The 14,967-nt window shown below is 55.4% G+C and carries 9 protein-coding genes; 4 read left to right on the top strand and 5 right to left on the bottom strand.

Annotated elements, in window-relative coordinates:
- The coding region (locus ABX962_RS13710; protein WP_372720296.1) for an anthranilate synthase component I family protein at positions 1 to 1,322 on the bottom strand (1,322 nt) is incomplete at its 3' end.
- A gap of 244 nt (positions 1,323 to 1,566) precedes the next feature.
- Here ABX962_RS13710 and ABX962_RS13705 point away from each other — a divergent pair.
- A complete protein-coding gene (locus tag ABX962_RS13705) occupies positions 1,567 to 2,373 on the top strand; it encodes a DUF4184 family protein (RefSeq protein ID WP_372720294.1) in 807 nt (268 codons plus the stop codon).
- Between the two features lie 301 nt (positions 2,374 to 2,674).
- Here ABX962_RS13705 and ABX962_RS13700 read toward each other — a convergent pair whose 3' ends face one another.
- On the bottom strand, positions 2,675 to 6,031 hold the full coding sequence (locus tag ABX962_RS13700; protein WP_372720292.1) for a DEAD/DEAH box helicase: 3,357 nt from the start codon (positions 6,029 to 6,031) through the stop codon (positions 2,675 to 2,677).
- Positions 6,032 to 6,372: 341 nt separating this feature from the next.
- Here ABX962_RS13700 and ABX962_RS13695 point away from each other — a divergent pair, with 341 nt between their 5' ends.
- Complete coding sequence (locus tag ABX962_RS13695; RefSeq protein ID WP_339945816.1) at positions 6,373 to 6,735, top strand: 2Fe-2S iron-sulfur cluster-binding protein; 363 nt, start codon at positions 6,373 to 6,375, stop codon at positions 6,733 to 6,735.
- Between the two features lie 305 nt (positions 6,736 to 7,040).
- On the opposite strand, the gene ABX962_RS13690 is transcribed toward ABX962_RS13695, so the two are convergent.
- Entirely contained in the window at positions 7,041 to 8,036 is a 996-nt protein-coding gene (locus ABX962_RS13690) for a YheT family hydrolase (protein WP_372720290.1), read from the bottom strand.
- A 228-nt stretch (positions 8,037 to 8,264) separates the two neighbouring features.
- Between ABX962_RS13690 and thpR the strand changes: the two genes are divergently transcribed.
- Positions 8,265 to 8,840: an RNA 2',3'-cyclic phosphodiesterase gene (gene thpR, locus ABX962_RS13685; RefSeq protein ID WP_372720288.1), complete on the top strand. Its 576-nt coding sequence runs from the start codon at positions 8,265 to 8,267 to the stop codon at positions 8,838 to 8,840.
- A 1,534-nt stretch (positions 8,841 to 10,374) separates the two neighbouring features.
- Positions 10,375 to 11,262: a hypothetical protein gene (locus tag ABX962_RS13680; RefSeq protein WP_372720286.1), complete on the top strand. Its 888-nt coding sequence runs from the start codon at positions 10,375 to 10,377 to the stop codon at positions 11,260 to 11,262.
- A 325-nt stretch (positions 11,263 to 11,587) separates the two neighbouring features.
- On the opposite strand, the gene ABX962_RS13675 is transcribed toward ABX962_RS13680, so the two are convergent.
- On the bottom strand, positions 11,588 to 13,342 hold the full coding sequence (locus ABX962_RS13675) for a hypothetical protein (RefSeq protein WP_372720284.1): 1,755 nt from the start codon (positions 13,340 to 13,342) through the stop codon (positions 11,588 to 11,590).
- Positions 13,343 to 13,551: 209 nt separating this feature from the next.
- Positions 13,552 to 14,820, bottom strand: coding sequence for a hypothetical protein (locus ABX962_RS13670; RefSeq protein WP_372720282.1), 1,269 nt, complete (start codon positions 14,818 to 14,820; stop codon positions 13,552 to 13,554).
- Positions 14,821 to 14,967: the final 147 nt, after the last annotated feature.

The raw sequence follows: 14,967 nt of genomic DNA, 5'->3' as shown, positions 1-14,967 counted from the left end.
GCGGTGACGGTGCGAATCAGAATGTTGAATTCAGCATGTCCCGAACAACTGATGTATCCCATCGATCCACAGTAGGGGCCTCGGCGATCGGGTTCCAGCTCTGCGATCGTCCGCATCGCTTCGATCTTGGGAGCTCCGGTGACGCTGCCACCGGGGAAACATGCTTTCAGTAAATCGATCACATTGCAATCGTCTCGCAGCGTTCCCTCGACAATCGAAACCAGATGCTGAACGAACTGATACCGTTCGACTTGGCACAATTTGCGGACTTCGACGCTGTTGTCACGGCAGACTCGCGAAAGATCGTTTCGCATCAGATCGACGATCATGATGTTTTCCGCACGGTCTTTCAAGCTTCGCTGCAGCGACTCGGCAAGTCGCTGATCTTCGCCAGCGTTTCCGGTTCGCGGAACCGTCCCTTTGATCGGCCGCGTTTGCACGTTGCGGCCATCGAGTTTCAAGAACAGCTCGGGCGAGCTGCTGAGCACATCAAATGGGTCGCCGTGGTAGAAAACGCTGTAGGGAGCGGGGTTTGCCACGCGAAGTCGACGGTACAGCTCTGCGGGCGATAGCACCGCAGGGTGCAACAAACGCTGCGCCAAATTGACTTGAAACGAGTCGCCGCTGCGAATTCGGTTGACCACATCCGCGACGGCGGCTCGGAATTCCTCGCTGCTGAAATTGCTGGTGACGCGCTCGCGATCGCAGGGAATCGCATGATCACCCAGAGCTGTCGCTTCCGAAGGGGGTTCCAACATCATCTGGATCTGAGCTTCGATTTCGTCCGCTCGAACCGTCGCCCGCCCGAGCCGGTCTTGTTCGAGCCGGTCTTGTTCGGTACCGAGGCAGGCTTCGTCGTTGAACCCTTGGCAAATCAGCCACGACGTCCCCTCGGCATGGTCCATCGCGATCGTCCAGTCGTACAGTCCGAGCGAGATCGCGGGGGTCGGCAAATCGTTACGCCGCGATACCCCGACCTGCTCGAGCCAGGTCGCAGCTTCGTACCCGATCAACCCCGCTATTCCTCCCTGCATCGGTGGCAAATTTGCCGCCTGGGTCGAGGGGAGTTGGCGATACCACTGTTGCAGTACCGGCCAGGGATCGGGATCCCCGACGTTCGCAACGAGCGTGGCGATCGGGTCGGACATCAAAAACGAGTAGCGAGGCGGCGGGACATCGACATCGACCGGCGAAGTCGACTTGGGGACCGAATCGAACCACAGACAACCAGCCCGACTGGCAAAATGCGAAAATACACGCTCGATCGAAAAATCGTCCGAGAGCCGGCGAATGACGGGAAGCGAGGGGGTCGAGCGAGTCATGTTGCTAAGGCTAGCAGGAAGCAAGCGTTTCTGTAGGTGGCTTGATCTCGAAAAAACAACGCGTCCGAATTGTCGGGGATTTGGACTACATTAGTTTGCAGCTATCTTGCATCATGTGACGGTCGAGTCGGAATCGACAGACCCCGCTCTCTTGGGGCTCGCACCGTATCGTTCCCGCTGCGGCCCGGTGAGACCCGGCGCGGCCCGGTGCGGATTCGCAGAACTACAACCGATTAGCAGACTTATGCCATTCACCGTGACTCATATTGCCGCAGCGATTCCGGTTGCTTGGCTGTGTCGATGGCGGTTGCCTTTTTCAGCGCTGGCGATCGGGTGTGCGATTCCCGACATCGCGGCATTCTATCCCGCCTGGATTGACTATCGAGCCACCCATTCGATCGTGGGAATTTTGACGCACTGCTTGCCGATCGGAGTCGCGTTTTATTATCTGTACCAATGGCTGCTGAAACGTCCATTGGCGGATTTGCTGCCCAAACGACTCTCCGAGCGACTGTGGCCGTGGCTGAACAAGCCGATCGATTTTTCGATCCCCGCCATCGCCGCGGTTGTCTTGTGCGTGATGATCGGCGCCGGCACGCATGTATTGTGGGACTCGTTCACGCACGGCGGGCGGTGGGGTGTCCAGCAATTCCCCGTTTTGAAAACCACTGCGATCTCACTAAGCGACCGAGCCGTTTCCTGGTACTCGGTGCTGCAACACCTTAGCTCAGTTGTGTTTTTGCCGCCGATGTTAGTGGGATTCTTTATCTGGATTTGGCGTCAACCGCGAGACCCCAACCAGCGCTGTCATTTTCAATTGCCGCGTGCGGTGACATGGCCAGTCCTGGGGCTGATGATGTTGACCATGGGCGTTCATCTCGTCTGGACGCGACTAAAGTATCCATCGGATTCACTGCTGGGTGTTGTCGCCTACAGCATCAAACAGAGCGGTGCACTGATGATGATTATTGTGCTGCTGTACTGCATCGCAATGCATGTGATTTGGGCATTGCAAAGTGACGAAACGCAGTCGACGGCAAGCGAAACGTAGGCGGTTTGCCCAAATGCCGTCGACTCTCTCGCCATCCGGCTCGTTTTGATGACGCAGCGGCGCGGGGGGGGGCAGCGCTGTGAAGCATTAAGTGGCGGCAAATTACGGCTCTTACATTTCGTAGCTACGCTCGCCACAGCGTGGATGGTTGCCGCGCAAATGCGTTCACTACCTACTGGCGAAGGTAGCTACGAGAAAATGCTTCACCGCGTGGGGGCTCGCTTGGCCGGATTCGAACGTTTTACTCGCCGCAACCGCTATTCCAAACGCACGCCCTCTTTCCCGCTTGATCCGTACCAAATTACCTTGCGCCCTCGCGGATCAACTTGATCAATTCATCGGTGTTCATGCGAGCAGCGCGATCGGTTCCATCGAGAACGCCGGCAACCAGTTCACGTTTGTCCGCGTGTAGTTGCAAGATTTGTTCTTCGATCGTGCCTTCGGCGACCAAGCGATAAACGGTCACTGGTTTTTGTTGTCCAATACGATGAGCACGGTCGGTCGCCTGATCTTCCACCGCTGGGTTCCACCATGGATCCAAGTGGATCACATAGTCGGCCGAGGTCAGGTTCAATCCCGTTCCCCCGGCTTTGAGTGAAATCAGGAACAGTTCGCCTTCGCCATTTTGGAACGCATCGACGCGTCGCTGTCTTTCTGCCGCTGGGGTTGCCCCGTCAAGGTATTGGTACTCGATCCCTTGGGCATCGAGCGCTTCGCGAATCACGCCGAGATGCTTGACGAATTGACTAAACACCAACGCTCGGTGCTCGCCTTCGCGAAGTTCTTCGACCAGATTCATCAGCAGTTCGAGCTTGGCGGAACCTTTCTTCCACGTCGGATCGACCAAGCGTGGATGGCAGGCCAATTGCCGCAGTCGGGTCAGCCACGCGAGGGTGCGGATTCGTTGTTGGCCGGCTTGCGAGGCATCAGCGGATTCGCCGCTTAACTCTGCCAGTGCCGCAATTCGCACGTCTTCGTAGCGTTTGCGTTCGGCTTTGCTCAATTCGGCGTGCAGCGTGATTTCGGTTCTCGCTGGCAATTCTTTCAGCACCTTGTCTTTGGTACGTCGCAGGATGAACGGCCGGACCAAACGCGCCAGCGATTGACGTTGTTTGTCATCTTTGTGGCGTTCGATTGGATCGGCAAACCGGTTACGGAAACGGTCCCATGATCCCAGCAATCCCGGTGACAGCGTTCGGAACAGACTCCACAATTCGCCAAGATGATTTTCCAGCGGGGTGCCCGATAACCCGATTCGCCAATCGGCGTTGATCAAACGAATCGCTTGAGATGTCTTGGTTTGCGAGTTCTTGATGAACTGAGCTTCGTCCAGAATCAGCGTACTCCAGTCGCGGGTGGCAAATTTCTTTGCGTCCCGCTGAACCAATTGGTAACTGACGATCACAAGGTCGCCGGGACCGACCGAGTCAATCAATTGTTGACGATCCGAATCGCGGTACAGATGCGATTTCAGCGACGGGGCAAACCGTTCGGTTTCACGCACCCAGTTGTCACCGACGCTGGTAGGGGCAATGACGAGTGACGGACCCAATTGGGCGCGGTCCAACAGCACGCCAAGCGTTTGCACGGTTTTTCCCAAACCCATGTCATCCGCCAACACGCCGCCGACGCCCCACTTGCTCAATCGGGCCAACCAGCGGTAACCATCCAATTGGTAGTCGCGGAGCTCGGCGTCGAGTCCTTCGGGTTTTTCCGGAGACCAATCAGCAAGCGACTCGAGCCGTTTGACCGATTCGTGCCAACGTGCGGTGGCTTCGAGCACAACATCGTCACTGATCAATTCTTGCACGACCGGCATCGCGGCGTCGGCGATCTTCATCGAATCACGATCGCTCACCACGACGTCGCCGAGCTGCTGCAAACGACGGCGGAACGATTCGCTGATTTTGGCGAATTCGCGATCCCCGACTCGCACCAATGCACGGTCTTCGCGAACCGCGGCCAACAAATCGGCCAACGAGATGTCTTGTCCATCGATCGTCACTGATCCGGTCAATCCGAACCAGTCTCGTTTGTCATCGATTTGCACGCGAAGTGCCGACGGGGTCAATTCGCCTCGGACTCGAATCGATTGACCTTCGGGCCAAATGATCCGTGGCGCGTCGCTGCCGCCTTCGTACAGTCGTCCTAGTAGATCGAGTGCCGCTTCGTCGCTTTCGGCGACCCAGCGATAGTTCGCATCCGGACTGAGTTTGTTGAACTCGAACCGCTCGACCACCGAATCGGCGCGTTGTTTTTCGTCGTCCAAGTCACGCTGCAGCCGAATCGGGCCTTTGTCGGTCAAACACGGAACGATGTTTGGCGGGGCACCCGGTGCCAAGACTTCGCGGAAGCGATCGTCGTGGATGGCGAGCGAAATCAGCAATCCGGCGCCCGGACGCGGCCGTAATTCGAAGACCAATTCACCCGTGATCGGGGTGATCGGTCCGGCCAGCTCGGGAGGCAGATTGACGCGAACCAGCGAATCCACGGTGGCACAGCCGACTGCCAGCCGGGCGGCGGATTCCGCATCCAAAACAGCGTCTTGCAAGTCACTCTTCAGCAAAAACTGGATCACTCGCGTTGCTCGCGGATCACGCAGCGTGCAAACGATCAAGCGATTGTGTTTGCGATCGGCCAAAATGACCAGCGGCTCGACGGGGCTGCTGTGCCCCATCACCACTTCGCACTGTTTGATATCGATGCTGAAACCCGAGACGTGCAGCACGGGGCGAAAATGGGTCGCCGAGGTATGGGGATCGTGGTTGTCTTCGTGCTGTTCTTCCTCTTCCTCCAAATCACGTTCGACGGGCTCGAGCGTCAAACTTAATTCCGCAGAATAAACATCCAAATCACTCGCATCCCCGTCGGCCCAGCCTACGTTGGGATGACCGACGAGTGATTGAAGGGCTTGAAATTCGGCGTAATGGTCCTCGTCAAAACTGTAGCTTCGCGAAGCCACCAAGGCGGAAATCTTGCCGTCGATCGGGAACGCGGTGAAGTCGCGTTTGAGCAATTCAAAACCGCGAATCTCTTTGCCCTTGGTCCAGCCTTTTTTGTTCTTACGCGGCTTCTGTTCGTACGGAGTGATCGAAAGCGGAGCGTAGTAGCGTGAGCGTGAAAAACCGATCCGCCATTGCAGCCGCGTCTCTTCGTCACTGGTTTCAGCCGGACGACTCGACTCTTCGGCGAGCGTCAGAATGTTGTCGACCAAGTCACGGCCGATACTGACCGAATCGACTTCTAATTCGCCAAGGAAATTCAGGACGTCGCTGATGCTGCGGCGTCCCAACTGCTCTTGCAACCACCACGCCGTCGAAAGTGTGTGAGAGCACTGGTAATGCGTTTTGAACTGGGCACATTCACAGGTCGCGATCGCCTTGAGCGAAGTGCTGTCGGGGGAATGGTCGAAATCCTCGTCCTCGTCGTCCAGCTCTGCTTGAACGTCGATCGCTGCCGCTGCGGTGGGTTGGCGATTCCCCTTGACCTTGAACTCAAACTTCAACTGGCGTCCCTCGCGGCTTAGCGTGGGCGAGTCGACGGTCAACATCGCAGCACGTTTGTCCAACGATTCATCGTGCTCATTCACCAAGCGTTCAATCGCTTCGCCGACGAGAAGTCCAAACGCTGCAATCGCGTCGTCGGACATCAAATCCATATCTTGCCTTCCATTGTCGCGTGAATCTCGATGAACCAAAGGGCTACCATTGTATCGACGCAGTACGGGTGTGTGAGTCGGGGGCCGGGGGGAAAAAGGATCGCATCGACAACTGAAAAATCATCCCGCGTTACGTGTCTCTCGCGCGGACACGTGATTCAGCTCGTTTGCGGAACGTCCTTGTTTGCGGCCTCGGGGCTCCCGCCGTGGGCCAATCCGAGATTCTAACCTGCCCCTGCTTTGAAAACATGGTGTCTTTGCTCGATTCTTTTTCTCGGTACAGTGTAGGGTTGGCTCACGTGAGCTTCATCTTCCCTACTCGTACTCTGCAGGAGTAATTCATGCCCAAATTGACCGTCCAAGGTATCGGTGAATTCGATGTCCCCGCTGGAAAAAGACTCGTAAACGCCTTGATTGAGGACGCGGGAACCGATCAGCTGCACGCCTGCGGTGGCCAAGCGCGCTGTACCACTTGCCGTGTGAAATTTGTCGAGGGCGAGCCAAAAAACATCACCGTGGCAGAAAAAGAAACATTAAAAGTTCGTGAAGTCAAAGAGTCCGGTGTCCGATTGAGCTGCCAAATCGCTTGTGACCATGACATGACCGTCGAACTGATCAGCCGACTCGAAGGCAGCGGTCGCAAAGACCAAGGATCGCCGCTGGCTGCCGAAATCGAACCCGCTCCGGAATGGACGACTCGGTAAAGCCGGACTCGGCCTACCCCCCTAAGCGTGAGCAAGGGACTTCATCATCCTAACCCGATGCGTGAGTTTTGAAGTTGTGCCATTGTATTAGGGGCCAAGCCAAGAAAACCAATGAATTGCAGGGCTAACTAAGCAACGGGCCGGCCGTTTGTTCGGATCCATTGACGGCCTCTAGCAATTGGCCGGCCCCTAGCAATTGGCCGGCCCCTAGCAATTGGCCGGTACGTTAGCCCTTCGTTTCGTTTGTTTGATGCAGTCCCTAGCTCATGCGTCGGGTTATGATTTCCCTCAGCTGGAAGCTCTCGCTAGCAACCATCGCCTAAGAACCAGTCGGCGAGCACGCGGTCCATCCAGCAATTGCGGTTGCGGTCGATGAACCCCACATGCCCCCCATGCTTGGAAACGATTCGCTTTATCGCGGGGCTCCAGCGATGCTTGGACTCGGCAAAACAATCGACCGGAACCACCGGATCGTCTTCGGCGGCCAACACCAATGTGGGGACCGTTACCGATTCGATGTGATGGGCGGCTGACGATTTTTCGTAATAGTCCAGTGCATCGGCAAAACCGCTCAGCGGGGCGGTGAATTGATCATCCAATTCACGCAGCGTGCGGGGCCGAGACGTCGCGATGCTCGCTGCAAAATCGGCACGTTCACGGACTCCGGGAGGGATTCGCGACATCAATTGGCGGATGAAGTAATAGTTGTACGGCCGCAGAATCCGTCGCTGCATATTGTTGCTGCAACGGCTCAAGTCCAATGGCGGGCAAATCGCGGCAATGCGGTCAAGTTGGTCAAACCAAGCAGGACGCGGATCCGCTCCGGAACCGATTCGGCCAACCGCACGCAGGATCTGGTTCCCACCTAACGAGACGGCTGCGACCCCCAAGCGACTATGGGGCGCCAAACCCGAGATCGCATCCAGTGCTGCAATCAAATCATCACTTCGCCCCGCATGCGTCAATTGTTTAGCGAGCCCAAACGCGTCGCCACAACCCCGCATGTCGATGCGAAAAACACGCACGCCTTGGTGATGGAATCGTTTTGCCAAGCGAATCATATACGGCGCCGCATGGCATCCCGATAATCCGTGCACCAATAACAACGACAACCCGTCGTCCGGCCAATCGCGGGGGCATGTCTCGTGCAGTACCACCGCATCGCCGTCAGGCAACTCGACCGTATGTTTCTGAGTGGGCAGCCCGATCGGCCCGGTCGGCGTGACCGTCGCGAGGGTTTGTAGATGTCCGCCTCGCAGCAATCGATGTTGCTGAAAGGCAGGTGGCTGAAATGAAATCATAATTCGCTATAACTGAGAGGCTGGGGCAGTCAATTGTAGTGAGCCGCGAATCGATCGTGCCACCCGATTCATTATCAACCCGTATCTCGACGTAGCGGAAGTCGTCAAGACTTTCGTTGCACGTCAAGACTTTCGTTGTATCAGCCGAACGATCCGAAACTCACGCATCCGATCCCCGTCTACCTATTCCCCTCTCCATCCACGTTGATTTCCATCGCGGTTTGACTCATGCAAACGATACGCTCCTTTATCGCCATTCCGCTATCACCCCAAGTCGGACGCAACGCGGTTCGCTTGATCGAGGCGTTATCGGTTCCCGGCGATGGCATTCGCTGGGTCCCCAAAGACAACTTGCATCTGACGCTGAAGTTCCTCGGGGAAGTCGACAATGTCGAAGTCCCGCAAGTCTGTAAAATCATCCGCAATGTCACTCAGGACTTCGAACCCTTCGATCTCGACTTTGCCGGCGCCGGTGGCTTCCCGAACCTCGATCGGCCTCGCGTGTTGTGTGTCCACATCGATGACCCCACCAATTCACTCAGTCAAATGGTGGCAAGACTTGAGACCGAGCTTGCCGAGATCGGTTTCAAACCGGAGCCTCGCGACTATGTCCCTCACCTGACCTTGGGGCGAACCAAGGGAGGGTCACGTCGCGCCAGCGGCGACGTGCTCGAGCGGGTCAAAGCTCACGCCGAGATGAGATTAGGGCAGATGAACGTCGATACCGTCGCATTGATCGCCAGCTTTCTTGAGAAACAAGGTCCAAGCTACCAAGTCATGGACACAATCGACTTGGGGGAGTAACGGTGTCGCGAGTGCTTCCACAAGCAACTCGTAATCTTAATCCTACTCATAATCTTAATCCCGACAGCGCAACCGGGTTCGGCCGGAGCCAACCCAAGAAGATTAGGGTTAATTCGACTATACCATCTCGTGAGCCGAACACGCTAGCGTCGGGCCGTCGCTCGGTAAATCGCAGATAAAAAGAGGCCCGCGGCTAACGCCGTCGGCTCACAAATGCAGGGAAAACGAAAAAGGGACAGTCGAATTAAGAGTAAGGTTACGGTTAAATCACGATCTCAGATTTGCATCCAGGGCTATCGCCTGTCGTCGCTATTGCGACTTAGAATTGAAGCAAAACTTGCGCAACATCAAAGTGGTTCTTAGCCACGCCAGTGGCGACAGCATTTAGCCATTGGGCGTGAGCCCCAGGAAAACGTTTTGCGCCAATCCCAATAGGGATTTCAGCAATTAGCCGGTGGTTTGAGCGTAGCGAACACCACCGGAAAACCATGCCAAATGCGGAATTGACCCTGACGGGGTCACAGCCAACTGGGCTTCGACCCCTCCGGGGTCGATAACGGTTCCGGATTCTCGATTCCGTAGGTGTCGCTTCGCTTAACTACGGCTAATGTCTTTAATCCCTGTCGGGATAGGAGCGAAAACGATTCGTGATGAGACGTACCGGAACAAAAGAGCTGACGCCCCAAGCTACGTGCTGGCGTGCCATCCGGCACTTGTAAAAACACTTCCGAGCGTTCCGTTTCGATATCACGTTCCGCTATTGGTTGATCTCGAACGGGATGCTCGATTGGCCGTACTTCTTGCCCTCGACGTCTTCTGTCGGTAGTTGCAATCGATTGCTTCCGGGTGCCAACTGCATCGGTAGGCGATGAAGTCGTAGCGTAGATAGTTGCTTGAAGTCAGTTCATCCGTATGCAACAATTGGCCGGCGGCTTTTTTGAACCTCCTGAAAGTTTGAATCATGTTTACGTTTTTAAACTATAGTCTTGGCAGATTAGAGGCTGTCGAGCTTTCAGCGGCAGAAGCGGCCATCCGTGATCATGTCACTAAGCGGGATAAGCTCAAAAAGGCCAGCTTCACAAAGAGCAACGCCTCTCCGATTTTTCGTTTCCAAATCCCACCATGCACCCCAGTTTGGCCAGATGTATGGAAGTGTGAAAAAGGGATGATGATCGATCGGATTTTACATATTCCTTTTGCACTAAAGGACTTTGTTTCGTTGCTTCCGTTGGTGCGAAGCCATCCAGGGAAACTTGAAGTCTCCGTGTCAATTGTGTGGCCGCGGCATGGCGTTTTTTTAATTCAGCTTCCGCTCAATTCAATCCACGAAAGAGTTTATCGCGGCTTTTCACTGCGTCTTAATCCTCATCCTAGGCAGCGTCACAGTGAATTGTTCGAAATGCTGAAGTGCATGTTCGGGAAGGTGTCAACACTTTGGTCCGTGGAAGACGATTTCATTGTCACGCCCACCAATTGCAAGTTTTCCAATGATTTCACTGATACGCCTTCTGGAAGGATCCGTTGCACCAACGACATGCAAACTCCTGACTGGGCGGCGACAATGTCGTACGCCAACATTGAAGACTTTCAATTTGCTTCGCAGTTGGCTGAGAAAACGGCGAAAGTGCTTGTCGAATGTATGGGCAGACCGAAATGCATCGAGGTGAAAGTTGCATCCTTTGTTGAAGAGGCCACCATCGCTGCCGAATATTGTCAATCACTTGCACCTAAATGGTACACTGATTTTTATCCATCCCCGAATAAAAAGTTCAATCCATTCAAACATCCAGGACACAGTGAAGGCACTCGGGTTTACCCGGTTGCCTGGAACGCAAACCGCGCCAATGAGATCGACATGGAGGACTTCATGGATATCTATACTGCCGTTGAGCATCACCCGGATGGGTCGCGATTGTTGTTGGCGACCAATCATGACGACGCATGGCTGAAGAAAACCGTCGCCGAAGTGGGCTACGGTGATCAATTCGAATTGCTTGGCGATGAAGCCAAATATGCGGACATCAAACCACTCGTGAAAAACGTCAAACGTTTTCAAAGCACTCCCAAAGACGAACTTGTAAATTACCCTACCGTTAAATTGTCAGAAAACGCTTCGCTTGATGTCGCTTACGAACAAGCGGTCGCTGCATTTGAATCCGCGGATTTGTACGTTCATCGTCACGACGCGTTTAGCTCGCTCGGTGGCGTTGGGAAAATCTTTTCATGCCACGAGGACGAACGCAACGATACATTCATTGTTCACGCCGGTCCCTGGACCGAAGACGCTATCGATTCGATAAAGCGAGAAGCGGAGTCTTTGTTGGAGATGCAGGGATTCATGGGATGCACGGGAGTACAGATCATCGCAACCCATCCGCTGCCAGCTCAGCTGAGTCAGTTTGCAAACATTGAAAGTCCTTGACTTCCTTGATGGGCTTCCTGGTGTTTTTCTTAGCCACGCCAGTGGCGTTAGCATTTAGCCTGGAGCGTGAGCCCCAGGAAAACGTTTTGGGCCAATCCCCATAGGGATTTCAGCAATTAGCCGGTGGTTTGAGCGAAGCGAACACCACCGGAAAACCTTCGCTTAACTACGGCTAATGTCTTTAATCCCTGTCGGGATAGGATCGAAAACGATTCGTGATGAGACGTGCTGGAACAAAAGAGCTCACGCCCCAAGCTACGTGCTGGCGTGCCATCCGGCACTTGTAAAAACACTTCCGAGCGTTCCGTTTCGATATCGCGATCCGCTATTGGCTGATCTCGAACGGGATGCTCGCTTGGCCGTACTTCTTGCCCTCGACGTCTTCCATCGTTAGCTGCAAGCGATAATTCCCGGCGGGCAATTGCTTGGGAAGATGCATCTGGTAGGCGATGAAGTAGTCTCGCAGATAGTTGCTGGAGGTCTGTTGGTCGGCGGGCAGCAATTGGCTGGCGACTTTTTGATTGTTGGCATCCAGAATGTCGTAGCTGCCTTGCAGGTGCGTCTGAAAACCGTTGTCGATTTTGCGTGCGATAAAGTTTTCGACTTCGCAATACAAAATGACCTGCTGGCCTGATTGGAAACGGTTGCTGGTGAACGGTTTGATTTGGCCGTAAGCCAAGATCTCGGTACAAAACGCCAACGAGCGAACTTCCAGCGAATCGGTCGCGGCGGCCAAGTACTTGGTGGCTTCACGCAATTGCGGCAGCGCCGAACTGAAGCGTCGGCTTTGTACCGGATGTCCGTCGGGGTCGACCATCGTCCATAACCCGAGCAATTGATGTCGCAAGTATTCTTGTTCTTTGTCGGTCATCCCTTCGATCTTTTCGACCGCTCGATCGGGATTGCCCGCCAACACCATCAAGTGGCGTGCAGTGATGACCCGGCGTGCCTTCTCGGCTTCGGACTCGCCAGGCGTGGCCGATGCGACGCGTTTTAGCAGCGTCTCGTACAACAGTTGGTCGGAAATTTCGTCGACGTTTGGCGTTGCTGCAGTGCTCGGTGCCGTTGCTGGTGACTGCATCGACGCCGTTGCTACCATCGATTGATCTTGTTTCGCCTGAGTGGCTGAAACAGGTTGGATCGAGCTTTTGTTTTCGCTCGGCTGCGAGCTGGCGACATCCGAGATCGATTCGACGACCGTGTCTTCCAAGCCTGTGGAGCCCGCAGTGTCGGCGGCGGCAAGCGATTGTGTGGCCGCGTCCTGGCTGCCCGATTTTGGTTTGGTTTCGTTTTCGTAAGTGATGACGACCGCCGATTTTTCGGCGGATTCGCTGTCGGGGACGCCGTCCGCTGTCGGCTTCGACTTGCTTGCCGAACCCGTATGGCTAGCAAGTCGGTTGATCGGTTCGCTCGCTGTTTCGTTCTTTACCGCAGGCAAATCGTGTTCGTGTTGAAGCGATTCGCGGATCGCTTTGTCCAGCCCGCCTGGTTGCTCTGTCGATTCGGCGTTGCGAGACAAGACGGCGACCAATTGGCGAAGCGCTTGCTCTTTCACCTCGGGCGACGTGTTGGCAAACGCTTCCATCAATTCGTCGTCCGACATCTTGGTTTTGGCGTCGGGTTGCGGATCACCCGCAGGCGATGATTTTGATGGCGAGCGTTTGGCTACCGAATGAGTTTCATCAGAGGTGGGTTGGGTTTGAGCTTTCGCTCGCGTGTAAGCCGACGCGGGGTTGCGAGAGCGACGCTCGGTCTCCGCTGGATCGGTGGGGCGTGACCGATGGCTTGCGACCGATTTCGAATTCGATCGATCCATGTCCTGCGGTGTTGCTGCGGCGCGGTGAGGGTTTGCCTCGCTGTCGCTGCTGGCAAAAACATCCGGACGGGATGGATCTGACCCGGCACGGGGCTTGGTCGATGCCAGCCGCTGACGTGGTGATTCCACCTCCGGCAAATCCATCGAGTCGTGTTGAGTGACCTTGAATATATTCCCAGCAGGCATTTGCGAACGACATCCCGATACCCCAATCGCCGTTGCGATCAGTGAGAATGAAATCCATTTCGATGAGCGAGAGAGCATCGGGGCCTCGCGAGAGTTCTTGAACTATTACGATCTGATCGCGGCGGATCCTTCCGTCGCGACACAAGCATTATTTGCATCGACAGTCATCGACCCTACTAAAAATGCCCACGCAACGACAACCGCAAACCTATGCGATTTCTTGTCTCAATTGCTAGCAATTGTTTTGAGGGGGAATCGGAGGGGGCGGCGACTTGGTGGGCGAGGGCTCAATACGGGAATGGCTGCAACACGCTGGGGAATTGCCAGATCGCGTTTTGCCCCAATTCGCCCCCGGTTTGAGCCAAGTACAAAAAGTAGACGTAATATCCCATCCCCACGCTTAGGGCTGCGATGTTGCTCCACCGCCATATCCTTGTACTCCACTTCGGTCGTGTGGGCGGTTGCGTCGTGGCACGGTGGTAGGCTCGGCCGACTAAGATGCGGGCGGGGATCATGGTGACAAGAAACACCGCCATCAGATCCCAACGAAAAACGTGAGGCGGCAAGACATTTTTGACCAGGGCGGTGTACAGCAGCGTCAATACCGAACTGGCGATCAAAAATGCGGTCGACATCGACCAACACAAAGGTGTGCGAGCCGCTAATTCGTAAACCGTCCGCATTTCAAACATTGCCCCGGTCCGCCGCTCGGCGGCAACATGTGCCATCAGGAACGGCAGCCACATCAATGTTGCGGTTAACATCACACATCCGGCCGCAAACCCGAACCATTGCCAGCGGATCGTCACATCATCGAGCAACGTGAATAGGAACGTCGGGATGGCGAGCCAGAGGTAGGCTGCGGCGTACGCCAGGATGCCTAATCGCAATAGTCGGATAAACGAGATCGCCGCAACGAACTCGTTGATTTGCCGAGTCGCTTGCTGCCAAAAACGAACGCGAGAATGGCGGTCGAGTTGTTGCCGAATATTTTGAATCGGACGCAGGAATTGCCACCACCGACCGCCACCGGCAATCGCCAAAGCCAAGTTTGTCGCGATCACGACACTTGCGATCGCCAGCGTTATCGCAACGAGCCAATCCTTGGCGCTTCCGGGAGCCAAAACGTGAGTGTCGCGGTGCAGCGCCGCAAGCAACTCAATCGGCAACAACCATAACGTGACGGCCAGAGCGATGATCCCAAGTCGCATTGCCAGCGGCAGCCCCCAGAACGCCGTCCGGAACTTTCCGGTCCTCGCAACTTGCCCCTGGATTTCCATCACACAGCCAAGCACGTAGACGTTGACGATCGGAATCGTGGCACCGATCGCAAGCAGCACGACGCCGCAGGGTATCGCGACACAAGCTCGAAATAGCCATGCGATCGCCGCAAGGGGACGGCTGCGAAGCGAAGGCATCGAGGGGAAATATTCAAGTTCGCAGCGGGTAATGACCGGAGGTCTCGTGCCGGAGTGACCTGGTTGTATAACGGACGTCTCTTCCGATGCGTCGATCGTCGAGCCTGGGGCGAAGTCGTTCAGGAGGGGAAGAGACATGAAAAGCCGACTCGCGTATCGGAGTGAGAGGCAACCAACAGAGTGACAACCAACAAGTTTAAACCATCCCGGAAGGGCCAAGTTCCGCCGTGGCCAGCCGATTGGCCTTTCGCCCTACCGAAGTCTTCTGCGCAAAAAGGTTGTGGT

Origin of the sequence: Novipirellula sp., from assembly GCF_041583735.1 — a bacterium.
Classification (GTDB): domain Bacteria; phylum Planctomycetota; class Planctomycetia; order Pirellulales; family Pirellulaceae; genus Novipirellula.
This window is presented reverse-complemented; position numbering and strand designations above follow the sequence as displayed.